Here is a 19,591-nt window from a genome sequence, read left to right as displayed (position 1 = left end):
CGGCATCCTTCACGTGTTAGATTTTATTGGACTGGTATCCGCCGCCAAGGGCACGCTGCAAGGCGATATCCAGGGTTAAAGCCCTGGATTTGAGGCCGGCGAGGATCCGCTGGTTGTTCAGCAGGATATCTTCCGCGTACAGAACTTCGATAAAGTTGGCGAGTCCGCCTTCGTAGCGGTTACGAGCCACCCGATGGGCCTCGGACGCTTCTGTGACGGCTTCCTCGCCTTTCTCCAGTTGTCTTGACAGCGCCTTGATGCTGAGGGCGGCATTGGCAACGTCTTCCAGGGCATGGTTCACCGTGGTGTTGTAAGTGGCAACCATCTCGTCGTAGATGGCCGACCGTTCGCGAAGCTCACCCTGCAGGCGACCGGCAGTGAAAATCGGCAGCGATACGGCCGGTCCGATCCCGCCGATATCCGATCCGGCCCTGGTCAGCATGTTGAGGCCCAGGGACTGCACGCCGATGAAGGCGGTCAGGTTGACGTTGGGATAGAACTCGGCTTTCTTCTGATCGATACGGTGCAACTGCGCTTCGGCCATAAGGCGCGCCATGGTCACGTCGGGACGTCGTCCCAGGAGGTTTGCCGCCAGTTCCGCCGGCAGCCCGAAAACGCTGTTGAGATTAACCGTCGGCCGTTGTATGGAATGTGCCCGGTCCGGACCGGCGCCTGCCAGGGCAGCCAGGCGGTTACAAGTCAGACCGATCTGCTCATCAATGGACAGCAGTTCCCCCTGGGCTCCGGCCAGTCGGGCCTTGGCCTCACTGACGCTCCCCTGGGTCTCCATGCCGTTGGCAAAGCGCTCCGCGAAAAGTTCAACCGTCTTGCCGCGGATTTCCACCGTGCGGATGGCGGTATCCCGGAGCGCGTGGAGCTTGGCCAATTCCGCGTAGTCCATGGCAATGGCCGCCGCGAGATTCAGTTCCACCAACGCTGCCTCGGCGCGACTCGCCTCCCGTTGTGAGGTGGCTGCCGCCAGTCCCGTACGGTTTTTGCCCCAGAAATCTATCTCCCAATTCAGGTTGATCGTGCCCAGTCCATAATCCTGCCAGCCATCGGAGGCTGGGGATCGGGGAATCAGGTGGTTGTAGCTGAGCTTCTGCTCCATCACCGAAGCATTGGCACTGACTTGCGGAAGCAGCGCTGATCTGGATACTTTGACGTATGCTTCGGCACGGCGCATTCGTGCCGAAGCCGCAGCCATGTCCGGCGAATCGCGCAGGGCTTCATCAACCAGCGTGACGAGCTGCGGATCACCATAGGACTGCCACCAGCGTTCCGTGGGCCAACTGCCTGCCGGGGCTGAAAATGATGCCGCGGTCTGGTAGTTGGAAACTGATTTCATGCGGTCACGTTGGCCGACATCGGGAAGCATGGCGCAACCATTAAGTCCAGCCGCCAGGAGTAAAGCGACTGTGATGATCAGCAGTTTTGGGGGCGATGGGAACGACAGGGTTTCAAGGATCATCTATAAAGCTCTCCCGCACGCTTAATCGTAAACTGTACGGTACGGTACATAATTGAGAAGCTGAAGTCAAGCGACAAAACGTGCAGTAAAATTCCACAATAACGAGGCGCTTGCAAAACGTGCCAGGGAGGTCGTGATGCTAGACGGCAACACCGCAGACCGGCTCCGCGGTAGTTTTGCAGGAGTCTCAGCTGTTAACAAGCCAGCAGAGAATAGGTATGCGCATTGACACCTGTGGCGCCTCTGTGCATAGTAGCCCGGAACAACGGGCAACGGGGAAAGGACTGACTATGAAACGGAATCGGGAAACGGTGCTGGCGGAGATCCGCGAGCGGGGAGGGTCGGCCCCATTTCGGGATTTGATGCAGGCCTTCGGGGTTACCAAGGCGGAGCGAAAGTCTTTTAAGGACTTTGTTGACAAACTCGTCACCGATGGCCACCTCGTGCGGCTCAAGGGAAACCGCTATGCCCTGGCCGACGGGGAGAATCTTGTGACCGGCCGCCTCTCGTGCCATTCGGACGGCTACGGCTTCGTCATTCCCGAGGGGGGAGGGGATGACGTCTACATCCCGGCCCGGGCCCTTGCCGGGAGCATGCACGGCGACACGGTGGAGGTGCGGGTCGAGACCTTCAAGGCCGGCGGCAAGAAGGAGGGGCGGATCGTGCGGACCGTGGCGCGGGGACAGACCAGGGTCGTAGGCCGGTTCGAGCAACTCAAGGGATTCGGGGTCGTGGTCCCCGATGAAACCCGCATCAGCCAGCAGATTGTCATCTCTCAGCAGGGAATCGGTCGGGCCAAGGGGGGACAGACGGTGGTGGCCGAGATCACCGCCTACCCCACGGAGAAGCGCAGACCCGAAGGGCTGATCGTGGAGATCCTGGGATGGCCCGACGACCCGGAAGTGGAAGTCCGGACCATCATCGCCAAGCACGGGCTCCCCTTCGAGTTCCCCACCGATGTGCTGGACGAGGCCCGGGCCGTGCCCCAGGCCATCGGGGAGAAGGATCTGCAGGGACGAACAGATCTGCGGGAGATCGTGACCGTCACCATCGACGGCGAGACGGCCCGGGACTTCGACGACGCCGTGGCGGTCCGGAAGGAGCGCGGGGGAAATATCCGCCTCTGGGTCTCCATCGCCGATGTCTCCCACTACGTGAAGCCCGAGGCGCCCCTGGACCGGGAGGCATACCTGCGGGGAACCTCGGTCTACTTTCCCGACCGCTGCATCCCCATGCTCCCCGAGGAGCTCTCCAACGGCATCTGCTCCCTCAATCCGCGGGTGGAGCGGCTCACCATGACGGCGGAGATGCTCTTCACCCGCAGCGGCACCATGAAGGAAGCCACTTTCTACCCGAGCGTGATCCGAAGCGACGCGCGGCTCACGTACACCATTGTCAAGAAGATCCTCGTGGACGGCGATACCGAGGCGATAACGGCCCACAAGGAGCTGGTCCCCCATCTGGAAGTTATGCGGGAGCTGGCCCAATCCCTCACGGAGAAGCGGCGCAAGCGGGGGAGCATCGACTTCGACCTCCCCGAGCCCCAGATCATCCTCGATCTCCAGGGGGAGACCGTCGACATCATCCAGGCCGAGCGGAACCTGGCCCACCGGATCATCGAGGAGTTCATGCTGGCCGCCAACGAGGCGGTGGCATCCCACATCGAGACAAAGGGAATCCCCTCCCTCTACCGGGTCCACGAGCCCCCTGACCCGGCAAAGCTCATCGATTTCCAGGAGTTCATCTTCAATTTCGGCTTCCACTTCCGGATGGAGGGGGACCGGGTGGAGCCGGCGGAGATCCAGCGGCTCCTGGTGGAGACTGAGGGGACGCCGGAGGAGCGAATGATCAACCAGGTGCTCCTGCGGTGCATGAAGCAGGCCCGCTACAGCCATGAGAACCTGGGGCATTTCGGGCTTGCGGCCCGCTGTTACACCCACTTCACGTCCCCCATCCGCCGCTACCCTGACTTGGTCGTCCACCGCATCCTCAAGGCGCTCCTGGCCGGGAAGATCACCGACAAGGAGATCGCACGGCTGGAGACAACCCTCCCCGAAACGGCGGAGCAGACGAGCCGGCGGGAGCGGGTCGCCATGGAGGCGGAGCGGGAGATCGTTGCCCTCAAGAAGGCCCAGTTCATGCTGCAGAAAATCGGGGAGGACTTCGACGGCTACATCACCGGGGTTACATCCTTCGGGCTCTTTGTGGAGTTGATGGATATTTTCGTGGAAGGGATGGTCCACATCTCCACCATGGGTGACGATTACTACCGCTACATGGAGAAACAGCATTCCCTGGTGGGTGAGCGGACGAAGGAGACCTACCGGATCGGCGACAAGGTGCGGGTGACCGTGGCGGCGGTGAGCATCGAGAAAAAGCAGGTGGAGTTCGTGCTGGCCGGGCTCCACGAGCGGCGGCCCGGTGCCTCGTCGCCGCCGGGGTCGGAGGAGTATCCGCGGATTGCCGTCACCGGGAAGCGCCCTCGGGTTCTGGAGGAGCGGCGGCGCCAGTCGAAGGGAGATAAGAAGGGAAGCGGCAAGGGGAGGGGGCCACGCGGGAGGCGCCGGTAAACCCGGATATTCCATCAGGCGGTGCGAAGCGCCTGCACGAGCCCTGCCGGACGCTTTCCGGCATCTTGCCGCCCGTTATCCTCACCAATAGCCCTGCTATTGCCTCGTCAAACGGACGCCAATCCGCTCGGAAATCGCCTCGGCAGCATCTCGTGCCCTGATGAAAAATCCGGGTTAAAGAGTGTTGCGCCCTTTCGCAGTGCTGTGCTAGTCTTGACCGGATTTACTTTCGTTTCAAAGGGATAGAACTTTAATGAGCGAAGAGAACGGGAAAGTCCTGCCCTTTCTGGAGCATCTGGCCGAGCTCCGCAAGCGGCTCATCATCATAATCGTCACGGTCGTCATCGGCATGGGCCTCGCCTGGAACCTATCCGGCGACGTCCTCCACTTCGTCACCAAGCCGATCACCGGCAAGACGTACCTGACCGACATCAAGAAGCAGGTCTACCAGGAGGTGGGGAAGCGGTGGCCCGCCGCCTACCAGCAGTTCGATCTGGGCAAAGAGGTGGCTGCCGTCCCCAAGGAACGCAAGCTCAACTACAGCGCTCCCCTGGAGCCTTTTTTCGTCCAGTGCAAAATCTCGATCATCGCCGGTTTCATCCTGGCGCTTCCCATCGTCTTCTACCAGCTCTGGCTCTTCATCGCGCCGGGGCTCACCCGCAAGGAAAAGCGGCTGGTGGTTCCCTTCGTGACGGTGAGCTCCATCAGCTTCTGTGTCGGGGCGCTCTTTTTCCTGGTGATCATCTGGCCGGTCATCATCAACTTCTCCCTCTCCTACGAGGCTGAGGGGCTCAACAGCCTTTTCAACATGAGCGCCTATGTCAACTTCTGTCTCCGGTTGATTTTGCTGTTCGGCCTCATTTTCGACCTCCCTGTCCTGTTGCTCCTACTGTCCCGCTTCGGGGTCGTGACCTATTCCTTCCTGGCCCGCAACCGGCGCTACGCGCTCCTGGCCAGTTCCATCGTCGCCGCATTCCATGCGGACCTCATCACCATGTTTGTCATCATGGTCCCTCTCTACGGGATGTACGAGATCGGCGTCTGGCTCGTGTTCCTTTTCGGCAAGAGAAAGCCCGCCCCGGCAGAAGCCGAGGCCGGCGGGGAGGGGGAGTAACGCGCCATGCACATATTCAGGAGCATTGAAGAGATAGCGGAGAAGCTTCCTAATGCCGTGGTAACCATTGGCAACTTCGACGGGGTTCACCTGGGGCACCGGGAGATCTTCCGGCGGGTGAAGCGGGAGGCGGCGGCCATTGGCGGCGTGTCCCTGGTCATCACCTTCATTCCCCACCCCATCAAGATGCTGGGAGTGAAGAAAGGGTTCCGCCTGATCAGTACCTATGCCGAGAAGGAGACCCTCCTGGAGGCATCGGGGATCGACTATCTCCTGATCATTCCCTTCACCGGGGAGTTCGCCTCCATCAGTGCCGAGCGGTTCGTGCGGGATATCCTCGTGGGGACCATCGGGGTCCGCAAGCTCATCATCGGGTATGACTATGCCTTCGGCAAGAACCGCCAAGGGGATGTGACGATGCTCCGCCGCATAGGGGAAGAGTTGGGGTTCACGGTGGACATGCTCGAACCGATAACCTCCGGCGACCTCGTCTACAGCAGCACCGCTGTGCGGCAGATGGTCGCCGAGGGTGATGTGCGGGGGGTGGTCCGGCTCCTGGGGCGCAATTTCTCCGTGGGGGGAACGGTGGTCCACGGCCGTCAGCGGGGGAAGGGGCTTGGGTTCCCCACCGCAAATCTCCAGACCGACAAGGAGCTGATTCCCAAACCCGGCGTCTACGCCGTAAAGGTGAAGGTCGAAGAGACCACCTATGACGGGGCGTGCAATATCGGCGACAACCCCACTTTCGGCAACGGGAGCCTCTCCATTGAGGTGTTCATCTTCGATTTCGACGGAGACATCTACGGGCGCGAGGTGCGGCTCTACTTCGTGGACCGGATCAGGGACGAGGTGACGTTTCCCAATCCCCAGGCCCTTCAGGAGGCCATCGCCCGCGACGTGGCGCGGTGCCGGGAGCTTTTGCACGACGTTACCATCATCGAGTACCAGGAGTACCTGGCAGAGGAAGCCCCGTGACCGCTCTCCCCGCCGACAAACGCCTCTGGCTCGGGATCGGGGTCAGTGTTGCCCTGCTGGCGCTCCTCTTCCGCTCCGTCGACCCGGCGGAACTCATCCGGGCCTTCCGGGGGATTCAGGGAATCTGGCTCGTCCCCGCCGTTGTCTTTACCTTCCTCAGCTACCTCATGAGGGCGGTCCGCTGGAAGTACCTCCTCTCTCCCCTCAAGCAGACCTCCTTTCCGAATCTCCTCTCTGCGACCCTTATCGGGTACATGGCCAATAACCTCCTGCCGGCCCGGCTCGGGGAGCTGGTGCGGGCCTACGTCCTCGGAGAGCGGGAGGGGATCGGCACGGGGGCGGTGGTGGCGACCCTGGTCATCGACCGGCTAGCCGACGGTTTTACGGTGCTGCTTCTGCTGGTGACGGCCGTCTTCACTCTGCGTCTTCCGCCGGGGAGCGAAGCGGCCCAGCAGGGGCTCGTGGCGGGGGGGTACATCACCCTCGGGCTCTACCTGGCGGTCGTGGTCTTCCTGGTCCTCCTGAGGCGGAACACCATGGGGACCATCCGGCTCCTGGAGCGGCTTCTGAGGCCTTTTCCCGGTAAAATTGCCGAGAAAGTCATCCCCTTTCTCGGGGCGTTCATCGACGGGGCGCGGATTACCCCCCACTGGAGGGAGCGGCTGGCCCTTGTGGCCTCGTCACTCGTCATCTGGGGGTTCGCGGTTTTCCCCATCCATTGTGTGCTCAAGGCCTTCGGGCTGAATTTTCCCATCCCTGTTTCGCTCTTTATCATGGTTCTCCTCGTTTTCGCCGTCATGGTCCCGGCCTCTCCCGGTTTCGTGGGGACCTACCACGCCGCGTGCGTGTACGGATTACTCGCCCTGGGGGTGCCGAGAGGGATGGCCTTGAGTGTGGCCATTGTCATTCATGGAATAAATTTTTTCCCCGTCATCGTTGTGGGACTTGCCTGCCTCTGGCGGGAGAACCTGTCGCTCTCGGCCCTTAGCAAGAAGGCGGTGCGGTGATGGAGCACAGGCTCGCGTGGTATCCCACCCCCAGCTACCTGGTGAAGCGGAAGGCTATCGTTGAGTTTCTGGAGAAGGTGCCGGTGCGGCGGGTCCTTGAAGTGGGGTGCGGCGCCGGCGACCTTCTCCGGTTTCTTGCAGGGCGTGGTTACTCTGGTGTTGGGATCGACCTTTCAGCCGAAGCGGTGGCAGCAGCCCGGGCGATTGCGGACCTGTCCCGCTTTCGCGTGGAGCAGGCCGAGGTTGACGATGTGTCGGGAATCTTCGAGGTTGTGATTGCCTCGGAAGTCCTTGAGCACTGCCTCGATGACGTGGCTTTCCTCCGGAAGCTCCGCCGGAAGACGGCGGAAGGCGGGCGCCTGATTCTGACGGTGCCGGCCCGCATGGCCAAGTGGGGTGCCAATGACGAGTTGTGCGGCCATGTACGCCGCTACGAGCGGGAGGAACTTCGAGCACGGCTTGTGGAAGCAGGATTTGAACCCCTCACCGTCGTTTCCTACGGGGTGCCGATTTACAATTTGATGAAGCCATTTTACGATCGGGCCGTTGTGGGGAAGGTGACAGAGGTGGAGCTGCTGGAGAGACGGACTGAAAAGAGTGGCGGGATGCGGTTGCTGCCGAGGCTCGGCGGACTCTTCGCACTTCTCTTTAACGACGTGACCATGTACCCGCTTTACCTTATTCAAAGGCTCTTTTACCGAACCGATCTCGGTAACGGTTATGTGGCGGTTGCTCTGAATCCGCGTGGAGAGGGGTAGACGGCGATGTTTTCATCTTTTTTTAGGCGGGTTGATCCCTTTGCGGTGCTGGCAGTGACAGTACCGCTCGCCATCTATCTCCTGACCCTCGCCCCGTCGGTCACCTTTTTCGACAGCGGCGAATTCATCACCGCTATCCATTCCCTCGGCACAGCCCATTCGCCGGGCTATCCCTTCTTCGTCAACTACGCCAAACCGTTCACCTGGCTCCCCTTCGGGAACATCGCCTTCCGCGTCAATATCGCCACGGCGGTCTCGGCGGCTGCAGCCTGCTATGGAGCGTACCTTCTGGTGCTGGTCATGCTTCCCGGCGGGGATGCCTACGGCGCTGCGATGCCGCGCTACGTTGCCCGGGGATGCGCCCTCGCCGCGGCCCTGGCCTTTGCCTTCTCGGCCCGCCTCTGGCTCCAGTCGAACCATGACAAGCCCTATCCCCTGGTCTCGTTCATCGTCGCCGTGGTTTTCTGGGCGCTGCTCCGCTTCCGTACGCGCTACGACGAAGGGGAGGAATGTCCCCACTACGTCTATCTCGGGGCATTCCTCTGCGGACTTGCCACCGGCGCCCACCAGACAATCATCCTCATGCTGCCGTCCTTTGCCTGGCTCATTATCTCCAAGGGTTGGCGACTCCTGGGGCGGGTAAAGGAATTCCTCATCGCCGTCGCCTTTGGCCTGCTCGGGTTTGCCATCCAGCTTCACATGCCGATTCGTGCCTTGAAGAACCCCCTCCTCAACTGGGGCGATCCCCGGACACTGGACCAGTTTCTCTGGAATCTGCTCCGCAAGGGATACCCCAGCGAGCCCCCTGTGCGGGATCTGACGCTTCTGTGGCAGCAACTATCTGCCTTCAACGTGCCGTCGGAGTTTACCTGGGTGGGAATCGGCCTCCTGGTGCTGGGGCTTGTGGTCAGTTGCCGGAGGCGGCGGGATGAGGTGATTGCCTACTTCCTCGGTATCGGCACCTCGCTTGTTGTCATCGTGGGCCACTTTAATGCGCAGGCTGACCTGATCTTCCTTACCGAAGAGTTTTTTACCCCCCTCTATCTTCTCTCCGCCGTTTTCATCGGGGTGGGACTGTTCTGGCTTCTGCGGCGGGCCGTCGACAGTATTCAAGTCGAAAAATTGACGTCGGTGCCGATAAAGGTACTCGTCCTGGTTTTTACCCTGATGCTCCCCGGGACCATCTGCGCCCTCAACTACTACGAGAACGACCAGCATGACAATTATGTGGCCTTCGACTACGCCACGAATACCTTCAGGTCGCTCCCCCAAAATACCGCTCTATTCACCTGGGGGGACAGCGGCGCCTTCCCTCTCTGGTACCTCCAGGGGGTGGAGCGGATGCGGGAGGACCTGGATCTGCTCCACACGCCACATCTGGTCTTCCGGTGGTATCTGGATGCCTTTCCCCACCTCTTCGGCCAGAGCATGCTGCGGGCCGTGCCCGAAGACGCCCAGTCGGCCGAGTCGGCCCTGAAGATGGCGGTGGCCGAACAGATTGGTCGCAGGCCGGTCTTTATCGATTTCTCCACCCGCTACTCGCTCCCCTTTGCCGAGTACGGCATGCAGCAGCGGGGGATTGCCTACCGCCTGATCCAGGGAGGGAAGGATACGGTCTACCCCCCTGACCTCTCTGTCTGGGGCCTCTACAGCAGCCGGGGCTACACGAGCCAGATGGGGTTCCGGGATCTCGACACGGGGAAGGCAATCCTGATCTATGCCATGGCAAGGCTTGAGGGGGGAGAGATTTTGCTGCGGACGGGATACCGTTCCCCGGGGGCGGAAGAACTGCGCCTGGCCGCCGCCATTGCGCCCGAACTGAGGGGGCAGGTGGAGCAGATGCTCGGCGCGTACGGGGTGAGGTGACCCATGGATATCACGGGAAAGACGCGGGTGCTTGGCATTATCGGCTGGCCGGTGGCCCATTCCCTGTCGCCGCTCATGCAGAACGCCGCCCTGGAGGCCATGGGGCTCGACTGGATCTACGTTCCCTTCGCCGTGCGCCCGGAAGACCTCGCCAGTGCCGTGGCGGGACTCAGAACCCTTGGCGTTGCCGGATTCAACGTGACCATCCCCCACAAGACCGCCATCATCCCCCTTCTTGACCGTATTACCCCTGAGGCGCGCCTCATGGGGGCGGTCAACACGGTGAAACGGGAAGGGGATGAGCTTGTGGGTTACAATACCGACGGTGAGGGCTTCATCCGGTCCCTGGCGGAAGACCTCGGGTTTGTCCCGGCCGGAAGGCGCATCCTTGTCCTGGGGGCCGGGGGGGCGGCCCGGGCTGCTGTGGCATCACTGGCCCGGGGAGGGGCCGCTACCGTCATGATTGCCAACCGGAGCGTGGCCAGGGGGGAGGAGCTGGTGGAAGCATTTCAAGGTGTGTTTGGCGGCACGCAATTTGCTGCAATGCCTCTCGATATCCCCCTGATCAATGCAGAAGTCCAAAATTTTGACTTGCTCGTTAATACCACGTCCGTGGGGATGGGGGAAACCGCATTCGAAGGGCTTGATGTCTCGCGCATGAACCCCGCTGCTTCCGTGTACGACATGGTCTATTCCCCCTGGGAAACACCGCTTCTTGCCGAGGCATCCCGGGGGGGGAGGCGGTGCGCCAACGGGTTCGGCATGCTTGTGGCACAGGGTGAGTGCGCCCTTGCCATCTGGACCGGCATGGAGCCGCCACCGGGCGTCATGAGAAGACGTGTTCTGGCAGCCCTGAAGCGCTAACCACTTCTTGACATTGGGGTTTTGCCACCCTACCATTACGGCGACTTTTTCCGCGGAGAAACTATGCAGGCCAGCAGACTGGGAGAACTCCTGGTTCGAAATAACGTCATCACCAAAGAGCAACTCGCCAAGGCCCTCGAGGAGCAGAAGAGCGCGGACGGGCAGCAGCGTCTCGGCTCCATTCTCATCAAGAACGGTCTCATCTCCGAACCTGATCTTACCTCGTTCCTTTCCAAGCAGTACGGTGTCCCCTCCATCAACCTGAGCGAATTCGAGGCCGAGCAGGCGGTCGTTAAGATCATCCCCGCTGACGTGGCCCAGAAGTACCAGATCGTCCCGGTGAACAGGGCCGGTTCCACCCTGATCATCGCCATGGCCGACCCCTCCAATATCTTCGCCATCGATGACATCAAGTTCATGACCGGCTACAACGTGGAGGTGGTGGTGGCCTCCGAGTCGGCCATCAAGGCGGCCATCGACAAGTACTACGACCAGTCTGCGTCCCTGGCCGATGTCATGGGCGACCTGGAGATGGACGATCTCGAGGTGATCGACACCGACGACGAGGTGGATGTATCGTCCCTGGAGCGGGCCACTGAAGACGCGCCGGTCGTGAAGCTCGTGAACCTGATCCTGACCGACGCCATCAAGCGGAAGGCCAGCGATATCCATATCGAGCCCTACGAGCGGTCGTTCCGGGTCCGGTACCGGATTGACGGGGTCCTCTACGAGGTGATGAAACCCCCTCTGAAGCTCAAGAACGCCATCACCTCCCGAATCAAGATCATGGCCGAGCTGGACATCGCCGAACGGCGCCTCCCCCAGGACGGCCGGATCAAGATCAAGCTTGGCGGCGGCCAGGACATGGACTACCGGGTCTCGGTCCTTCCGACCCTCTTCGGCGAGAAGGTGGTCCTGCGGCTCCTGGACAAATCGAACCTGCAGCTGGACATGACCAAGCTCGGCTACGAGCCCGACGCCCTCCACTACTTCAAGGAGGAGATCCACAAGCCATTCGGCATGGTGCTCGTCACCGGCCCCACGGGGAGCGGCAAGACCGTCTCCCTCTACTCGGCCCTGGGAGAACTCAACAAAACCACCGAGAACATCTCCACGGCCGAGGATCCGGTGGAGTTCAATTTTGCCGGCATCAACCAGGTGCAGATGCACGAGGATATCGGCCTCAACTTCGCCGCGGCGCTGCGCTCCTTCCTGCGCCAGGACCCTGACATTATCATGATCGGCGAGATCCGGGACTTCGAGACCGCCGAGATCGCCATCAAGGCGGCCCTCACGGGGCACCTGGTCCTCTCCACCCTCCACACCAACGATGCCCCGGCCACCATCAACCGCCTCCTCAACATGGGGGTCGAGCCGTTCCTGGTTGCGTCGGCCGTGAACCTGATAACCGCCCAGCGTCTTGCCCGCCGGGTCTGCTCCGAGTGCAAACAGCCGGAAGAGATCCCGATCCAGGCCCTCATCGATGCCGGCGTTTCCCCCGACGAGGCGCCGAGCTACGTCTGCTACAAGGGGACCGGCTGCGCCAAGTGCAACAACACCGGCTACAAGGGACGGGTCGGCTTCTACCAGGTCATGCCGATGCTGGAGGAAATCCGGGAGTTGATCCTGAACGGCGCCAATACCGCGGAGATCAAGCGGGAGTCCATGAGGCTCGGGATCAAGACCATGCGCCAATCGGGGCTTACCAAGCTGAAAGAGGGGGTTACGTCCTTTGAGGAGGTGCTGCGGGTCACCGTGGCCGACGATTAAACACAATGTCATATTTGAGCGATCACGGCGTTGGCTCGGTCTCGGCTTCCTCAGCGTACTCTTAGTACGCCTCCGGAGCCTCAACCTCGCCGCCTTGTGCTCATCTCACATCTGACATTGTGGAATGGAGAACACCATAATGGCCAACATGCACCAACTGCTCACGGAGCTCGTCAATCGTGGAGGGTCGGACCTCCATCTCACCACCAACTCTCCTCCCCAGATCCGGATCGACGGGAAACTGCTGCCCCTCGACATGCCGCCCCTGAATGCGGTCGATACGAAGCAGCTCTGCTACAGCATCCTTACCGAGCAGCAGAAGCACAAGTTCGAGGAGAACAACGAGCTGGACCTCTCCTTCGGCATCAAGGGACTGTCACGTTTCAGGGGTAACGTCTTTGTCCAGCGGGGGGCCGTGGCTGGGGTGTTCCGGGTTATTCCCTACAAGATCCTTTCCTTCGAGGAACTGGGGCTCCCGCCGGTGGTGAGGGAGTTGGCCGAGAAACCCCGGGGCCTTGTCCTCGTCACCGGTCCCACCGGCAGCGGCAAGTCCACGACCCTGGCCGCCATTATCGACAAGATCAACACCGACCGCCACGAGCACATCGTTACCGTCGAGGACCCCATCGAGTACCTCCACCCCCACAAGAGCTGCGTGGTGAACCAGCGGGAGGTGGGGGCCGACACCAAGAGCTTCAAGAACGCCCTCAAGTACATCCTCCGCCAGGACCCGGATGTGGTTCTCGTGGGGGAACTCCGGGACCTGGAGACCATCGAGGCGGCCCTGACCCTGGCCGAAACCGGTCACCTCTGCTTTGCCACGCTCCATACGAACTCTGCGGTCCAGACCATCAACCGGATCGTGGATGTGTTCCCCTCCTACCAGCAGCCCCAGGTCCGCGCCCAGCTTTCCTTTGTCCTCGAAGGGGTTCTCTCCCAAACCCTTCTTCCCAAAGCCAGCGGCAAGGGGCGGGTGCTCGCCCTTGAGGTCATGGTACCGAACCCGGCCATCCGCAACCTGATCCGCGAGGACAAGATCCATCAGATCTACTCCCAGATGCAGGTGGGGCAGGAGAAGTTCGGCATGATGACCATGAACCAGTGTCTGTACGGCCTGTTGCAGAAGCGGCACATCACCATGGACGTTGGCATGGGGCGCTCGCCTGACCCCGACGAGCTCAAGCAGATGCTTACCAGCGGCGTGCGGCCCCAGGCGCCGCGCCCCCCCATGAGATAAACAGGATTCGGAAGGAAGCAGGAGGATAACAATGCCGAAATTCAGTTGGGAAGCGCGGAGCAGGACCGGAGCGGCTCAGAAGGGGGTCATGGAGGCCGCGAGCGCCGCTGCCGTTGAGGCACAGCTCAAGAAGTTCGGGTTTGGCTCCATCTCCGTGAAGGAGGAGGGAAAAGGGCTCAGCATGGAGCTGAAGCTCCCCGGTTTCGGGAAGAAGGTGGAGACGAAGGATCTCGTCATTTTCACCCGGCAGTTTGCCACCATGATCGACTCGGGCCTGCCGCTGGTCCAGTGCCTCGATATCCTCTCCAGCCAGCAGGAGAACGCGACCTTCAAGGAAGTTCTCATTAAGGTGAAAGAGACGGTGGAAGGGGGCTCAACCTTTGCCGATGCCCTGTCGAAGCACCCCAAGGTCTTCGACCAGCTCTTCGTGAACCTGGTTGCCGCCGGCGAGGTGGGGGGTATCCTCGATACCATTCTCAACCGCCTTGCCGCCTACATCGAAAAGGCCATGAAGCTCAAGAAGCAGATCAAGGGGGCCATGGTCTATCCGGCCACCATCATGACCATTGCCATCGGCGTCGTGGCGGTCATCCTGATCTTCGTCATCCCCACCTTTGCCAAGATGTTCGCCGATTTTGGGGGAGAGTTGCCGGGAGCCACCAAATTCGTCATTGCCCTCAGCAACTTTGTGGTGAAGTACATCCTCCTCATCATCGGACTCATCTTCGCCGTGGTTGTGGCCATCAAGAAGTACTACGCCACAGCAAATGGGAAGAAAACCCTGGATACCCTCGCCCTCAAGGCCCCCATTGCCGGCCCCCTCATCCGGAAGGTTTCGGTGGCCCGTTTTACCCGTACCCTCGGTACCCTCATCTCCAGCGGCGTGCCGATCATGGACGGGCTTGAGATCGTTGCCAAAACCGCCGGCAACAAGGTGGTGGAGGAGGCAGTCTACAAGGTGAGGAGTTCCATCGCCGAAGGGAAGACCATGGCCGAACCACTCCAGGAGTGTGGCGTCTTCCCGCCGATGGTGGTCCAGATGATCTCCGTCGGTGAGGCCACCGGCGCCATGGACGCCATGCTGAGCAAGATCGCCGACTTCTACGACGACGAGGTGGACGATGCCGTGAGCGCCCTCACGGCCCTCATGGAGCCGATGCTCATGGTCTTTCTCGGTACCACCGTGGGGGGCCTTGTCATCGCCATGTACCTGCCGATCTTCAAGCTGGCCGGTGCCGTCGGCGGCTAGCCGGAGCCAATGTACAGGGAACGGCTCGTATGGTTCATCCTTGCCCGGGTGGTGGTGGTTTCCCTCTTTCTTTTCTCCACCATTGTCCTGCGCGCGCGGGGAACCGGCACCCTCGGCGAACAGGCCCTTGACGGCATAACCGCCATCCTGGTTGCCACCTACGGCTTCTCCATCCTGTTGCTCCTGATTCTCAAGCTGGCAAAGGGATACCGGCTACCCCTCACCTATGCGCAGATCATCTGGGACATCCTTTTCGTCACGGGGCTTATTCTCTATACGGGAGGAATTTCCAGCCCCTTTTCGTTTCTCTATCTTCTGGCGATCATCAGTGCCAGCGTCCTTCTGGCGCGCCGGGAGGCCTTTTATACGGCATCGCTCTGCGCCATCGTCTACGGCGGGATCATCGATCTGCAGTATTACGGGCAACTGGTATCCATTGGGCTGGGCCCCCTCGTGGCCCAGCGATATGGCACCAACTATATCTTCTATACGATCTTCATCAATATTGTAGCCTTCTTCCTGACCGCGCTCCTGACAGGGTATCTGGCCGAGCGGGCCAGGGAAAGCGAGACGGAACTTGAAAAACGGGCCATTGATTACGAGGAACTGGAACGCCTCAACAGCTCCATAGTCTCCAACCTCACCAGTGGCCTTCTGACTGTTACCGCCGAGGGGCGCATCCGGGTCTTCAACCACTACGCCGAGACCTTTACCGGCATCACTCAGGAGGATGCCTACGACCGGGACCTCTATGACATCTTTCCGGGATTCCGCCTCTACAAGGGGAACCTCTCCAATGTCAAGCGCGGAGTCTTCGAACTGCTGGCGAAAAACGGCCGCAAGCTTATTGTCGGATTCAATAGCGTTCCCCTCACCGGCAAGGAGGGGGAGAGCGCGGGGACGCTCATCAATTTCCAGAACCTGACCCAGATAAAACGGATGGAGGAGAATCTCAAGCGGGCCGACCGCCTTGCCGTCATCGGGGAACTCTCGGCCCGCATGGCCCATGAGATCCGAAATCCTTTGGCCGCCATCAGCGGATCGGCTCAACTCATCGCCCAGGGAGACGGGATTCCCGAGGCCGACCGTGAACTCTTTGCGATTGTCCTGCGGGAAGCTGACCGGCTCAATGGCCTCATAACCGATTTTCTCGCCTATGCCCGACCCAGTCAGCCGGAGAAGGGATCGGTCAACCTGACTGATCTTGTTGGGGAGATCGTATCCCTTGTGGCCCCGGACCGGCGTTTCGAACAAGTCGGGATTATCAACCGTGTGGAACCGGATTTTACCCTTCCGATTGATCCGGACCAGTTTCGGCAGGTCTTCTGGAACCTGTTCGTGAATGCGGCCGAGGCGATGGGCGAGGGGGGGACGATCACCGTCGATGCGGAACGGATCGACGAGATCCGCTCTGATGGCGAACCGCGGAGCGCTTACCGGATAACCGTTGCCGATGACGGTTCCGGCATGAACCAGGAAACCATTTCCAGGATTTTCGAGCCGTTTTACACCAGCAAGGCGAGCGGAACCGGCCTTGGCCTTGCCACCGTTTACCGCATCATCGAAGCCCACGGCGGCAGGATTACCGTGGAAAGCGCGGAAGGAACCGGAACCATATTCATCATATTTATTCCCGTCCAGAGAAATTACTGAACAGCAAAGACTCGTTCAATAGCCCATCTAACCGTCAGGGAGAGACGTCATGGAAATACGAATACTGGTTGTCGATGACGAGTTGAGCATGCGGGAATTCCTCGCCATTCTCCTCAAACGCGAGGGGTACGCGGTGGATCAGGCCGATTGCGCGGAAAAGGCCCTGGAGTTCCTTGACTCAATTACCTACGATCTGGTCATTTCCGATGTGAAGATGCCCGGTCTGGACGGCATTGCCCTGCTGGGGCGGATCAAGGAAAACTCTCCCGACACCGCTGTCCTCATGATGACCGCCTTCTCCACTGCCGAGCAGGCGGTGGAGGCCATGAAGTTGGGGGCCTACGACTACATCGCCAAGCCCTTCAAGGTGGAGGAGGTGAAGGTTCTTGTCCGTAACGCCCTTGAAAAGCGGGACTTGAAGCGGGAAAACCAGCGTCTGCGCCAGGAGGTCCAGGAGCGGTACGGCTTCAGCGGCCTCATCGGCAAAAGCAAAAAAATGCGGGAACTCTACTCCCTCATCGAGCGGGTGGCCCCCAGCATCGCCAACGTCCTGATCCTGGGCGAGAGCGGTACCGGCAAGGAACTGGTGGCACGGGCCATCCACTACAACAGCCCCCGCAAGGACAAGGCCTTCGTGGCGGTGAACTGCGGCGCCATTCCCGAAACACTCATGGAGAGTGAACTCTTCGGCCACAAGAAGGGCTCCTTCACCGGCGCCATCAACGACCGGGCCGGCCTCTTCGAGCAGGCCGGCGGCGGCACCCTCTTTCTCGACGAGATCGGCGAGGTGCCGCTCCAACTTCAGGCAAAGCTCCTGCGGGTCCTTCAGGAAAAGGAGTTCAGGCGGGTAGGAGGAGTAGCCGATCAGAAGGCCGACGTGCGGATCGTTGCCGCCTCCAACCGCAACCTGGAAGAGCAGGTGCGGGAAGGTTCCTTCCGGGAAGACCTCTTCTACCGGCTGAACGTGGTCCAGCTCCAGATGCCCCCCCTGCGGGAGCGGACCGAAGACATCCCCCTGTTGGTGGAGCATTTTTACCGCAAGTACGTTCAGTCCAACCGCAACGGAGAGATTATCACCCCTGGTGCCCTGAAGATTCTCATGTCATATCCGTTTCCGGGGAATGTGCGCGAGTTGGAGAACCTGGTGGAACGGTGCATGGTTCTTGGCGGGGGGACCATTTCCGAGGAGAGCCTTCCGCCCCAGGTCCGGGGGAGCCAGAAGTCCGCGACGGCCCCGGTCGGTGATTTCGAGATTCCTTCCGAAGGGATGGACCTGGAAGGGTACCTGGACGGCATCGAGAAGAGGATCCTCCTCCAGGCCCTGGAGCGGTGCGGCGGGGTGAAGAAAAAGGCAGCCGAGCTTCTGGGGCTCACGTTCCGGTCATTCCGCTACCGTCTCGCCAAGTTCGGGATGGATGAGGAATGATTTAGGAGGGTGACAAATTTTGTCATGGCTGAGTGACCAAAGATGTGAAGTTTTTTTTTGTGTGAGTAAGCAGGTTGAAATTATTGGTGTTTTGGTGTATGAATGATTGGCCTGGCTTTTGCTATTTGAGAAACAACGTTTAAGGACTAAGCGGATAATTGGCCAAGTATCCTGATTCCAAGACGCACCAGAAGCACACACAGGAAAGGAGATGCACATGCTACAGAAACTCAGAAACAAGAAAGGCTTCACCCTCATCGAGCTGCTGATCGTCGTGGCGATCATCGGTATCCTCGCAGCGATTGCGATTCCGCAGTTCGCTGCCTATCGTCAGAAGGCATTCAACTCTGCTGCCGAGTCTGACTTGAAAAACACCAAGACTAATCTTGAATCCTACTATTCTGAAAACCAATTTTATCCGTATTAATTCAAAAGGTTTTCGTAGGCTCTGACAATAGTTCAGACGAAAGGAGTTATTTATGAAGAAAAAGATATTTCTTACAGGTCTTTGTTTTCTCTCTATTAGTAGCGTAGCGTTTGCTGCAGGACAAAAAGTAACTGGTACTGGCGAGGTTGGTGCTACTAAAAAGTTGTCTGTCCAGACATCGAACCAAGTAACCCTTGAATACGACGGTGGCTCGGCTGGACATACTTATGGTATTGCCACTGTTCATGCAAAGGGCACTCGTAAATATGCATCTTCTTCCAATGATACAAAGATTTATTGGAACTCAAACACCGGTACTACTGCTCCCAGTGCACCTAATGGGACCTCAACAATCGGTGGCACCACTAACTGGACAAATGCACTTTAAGCGTACGCTGTTAATGCTTGATACACAAAACGAGGTGCTTATGCACCTCGTTTTGTGTTTGTTGTTGGGGATTTGTGTGGGGTGAAATGATGATGTTGCCGTCGCATTTTTTTGTTAGTTTTCTTGGCGTGGCATGGGTCGGTTTTTTCCGCGATAAAATTCTGTATGCCCTGTTCGGGGTGGCTCTGTTTCTATTATTGCTTGCACCAACCCTAAGTCTCTTTTCCATGAGACAAGTGCAGGAACTTAGCATCACGCTATCACTTTCTGCCATATCCATTTCCCTCCTACTGCTGGCGGTTTTTCTTGGCGCGACTTCTATTTGGCGTGACATCGAAAGGCGCTACACGAGTTCAGTGCTCGGTTTGCCTGTGGCGCGTTCCACGTATGTGCTTGGCAAGTTTGCCGGTATCGCCATGTTTTTGCTGGTGGGTTCTCTTGTCCTTGGTGCACTGGCATTGTTGGTTATTCCCATCGCTTCGCTTCAATATCCATCATCCGTCCCAATTCCCTGGTTTAATATTGTTGCGGCAATCCTTGCCGATGGTTTCAAGGCGGTGTTGATTGCGGCAGTGGCTCTGCTTTTTTCCTCGTTGAGCACGTCTTTTTTCCTCCCCATTTTCGGTACATTGTCGGTTTATCTTGCGGGTAGCGCTTCTCAAGAGGTTATTGAATTTGTCCGTGGCGACTATGGCAAACAATTGGCTCCAGTCTCTCGTATGGCCATTGAAGCAATATATGAGGTATCCTGATGACGATGGACACTCCCGCTTGGTAAACTACCGAGAGGGAGGTAAACATGAAACAGCAGCAGCG

At 59.5% G+C, this 19,591-nt stretch carries 16 protein-coding genes; 15 read left to right on the top strand and 1 reads right to left on the bottom strand.

Features of this window, described 5'->3' with window-relative positions:
• Nucleotides 1-16: 16 nt before the first annotated feature.
• Nucleotides 17-1,471: an efflux transporter outer membrane subunit gene (locus tag KJB29_RS09155; protein WP_215734340.1), complete on the bottom strand. Its 1,455-nt coding sequence runs from the start codon at nt 1,469-1,471 to the stop codon at nt 17-19.
• Nucleotides 1,472-1,761: 290 nt separating this feature from the next.
• Here KJB29_RS09155 and rnr point away from each other — a divergent pair, with 290 nt between their 5' ends.
• The 15 genes from rnr (at nt 1,762) to KJB29_RS09080 (ending at nt 19,527) form a co-directional block, all read left to right on the top strand.
• A complete protein-coding gene (rnr, locus tag KJB29_RS09150; protein WP_215734339.1) occupies nt 1,762-4,041 on the top strand; it encodes a ribonuclease R in 2,280 nt (759 codons plus the stop codon).
• A 253-nt stretch (nt 4,042-4,294) separates the two neighbouring features.
• Complete coding sequence (tatC, locus tag KJB29_RS09145) at nt 4,295-5,155, top strand: twin-arginine translocase subunit TatC (RefSeq protein ID WP_215734338.1); 861 nt, start codon at nt 4,295-4,297, stop codon at nt 5,153-5,155.
• A gap of 6 nt (nt 5,156-5,161) precedes the next feature.
• Entirely contained in the window at nt 5,162-6,130 is a 969-nt protein-coding gene (locus tag KJB29_RS09140; protein WP_215734337.1) for a bifunctional riboflavin kinase/FAD synthetase, read from the top strand.
• A complete protein-coding gene (locus KJB29_RS09135) occupies nt 6,127-7,137 on the top strand; it encodes a lysylphosphatidylglycerol synthase transmembrane domain-containing protein (RefSeq protein ID WP_215734336.1) in 1,011 nt (336 codons plus the stop codon). The genes KJB29_RS09140 and KJB29_RS09135 overlap by 4 nt, the downstream gene beginning before the upstream one ends.
• Nucleotides 7,137-7,895: a class I SAM-dependent methyltransferase gene (locus tag KJB29_RS09130; protein ID WP_215734335.1), complete on the top strand. Its 759-nt coding sequence runs from the start codon at nt 7,137-7,139 to the stop codon at nt 7,893-7,895. The genes KJB29_RS09135 and KJB29_RS09130 overlap by 1 nt, the downstream gene beginning before the upstream one ends.
• A 6-nt stretch (nt 7,896-7,901) precedes the next feature.
• On the top strand, nt 7,902-9,761 hold the full coding sequence (locus tag KJB29_RS09125) for a glycosyltransferase family 117 protein (RefSeq protein ID WP_215734334.1): 1,860 nt from the start codon (nt 7,902-7,904) through the stop codon (nt 9,759-9,761).
• A gap of 3 nt (nt 9,762-9,764) precedes the next feature.
• A complete protein-coding gene (gene aroE, locus KJB29_RS09120; protein WP_215734333.1) occupies nt 9,765-10,625 on the top strand; it encodes a shikimate dehydrogenase in 861 nt (286 codons plus the stop codon).
• Between the two features lie 63 nt (nt 10,626-10,688).
• On the top strand, nt 10,689-12,395 hold the full coding sequence (gene pilB / locus KJB29_RS09115) for a type IV-A pilus assembly ATPase PilB (RefSeq protein WP_215734332.1): 1,707 nt from the start codon (nt 10,689-10,691) through the stop codon (nt 12,393-12,395).
• A 139-nt stretch (nt 12,396-12,534) separates the two neighbouring features.
• Entirely contained in the window at nt 12,535-13,632 is a 1,098-nt protein-coding gene (locus KJB29_RS09110; protein WP_215734331.1) for a type IV pilus twitching motility protein PilT, read from the top strand.
• Nucleotides 13,633-13,663: 31 nt separating this feature from the next.
• Entirely contained in the window at nt 13,664-14,881 is a 1,218-nt protein-coding gene (locus KJB29_RS09105) for a type II secretion system F family protein (protein ID WP_215734330.1), read from the top strand.
• 9 nt (nt 14,882-14,890) lie between these two features.
• On the top strand, nt 14,891-16,534 hold the full coding sequence (locus tag KJB29_RS09100; protein ID WP_215734329.1) for a two-component system sensor histidine kinase NtrB: 1,644 nt from the start codon (nt 14,891-14,893) through the stop codon (nt 16,532-16,534).
• A gap of 49 nt (nt 16,535-16,583) precedes the next feature.
• A complete protein-coding gene (locus KJB29_RS09095; protein WP_004513111.1) occupies nt 16,584-17,960 on the top strand; it encodes a sigma-54-dependent transcriptional regulator in 1,377 nt (458 codons plus the stop codon).
• Between the two features lie 217 nt (nt 17,961-18,177).
• Nucleotides 18,178-18,387: a type IV pilin protein gene (locus KJB29_RS19540; RefSeq protein WP_215734328.1), complete on the top strand. Its 210-nt coding sequence runs from the start codon at nt 18,178-18,180 to the stop codon at nt 18,385-18,387.
• Nucleotides 18,388-18,439: 52 nt separating this feature from the next.
• Nucleotides 18,440-18,775, top strand: coding sequence for a hypothetical protein (locus tag KJB29_RS09085; RefSeq protein ID WP_215734327.1), 336 nt, complete (start codon nt 18,440-18,442; stop codon nt 18,773-18,775).
• A gap of 86 nt (nt 18,776-18,861) precedes the next feature.
• Nucleotides 18,862-19,527, top strand: a complete 666-nt coding sequence (locus KJB29_RS09080) for an ABC transporter permease (protein ID WP_246561049.1) — start codon at nt 18,862-18,864, stop codon at nt 19,525-19,527.
• The last annotated feature ends 64 nt before the right edge of the window (nt 19,528-19,591 follow it).

Origin of the sequence: Geobacter grbiciae, assembly GCF_018531165.1 — a bacterium.
Lineage (GTDB): Bacteria > Desulfobacterota > Desulfuromonadia > Geobacterales > Geobacteraceae > Geobacter > Geobacter metallireducens.
The sequence above is the reverse complement of the archived record's forward strand: the minus strand, read 5'-3'. Positions and strand labels throughout refer to the sequence as shown.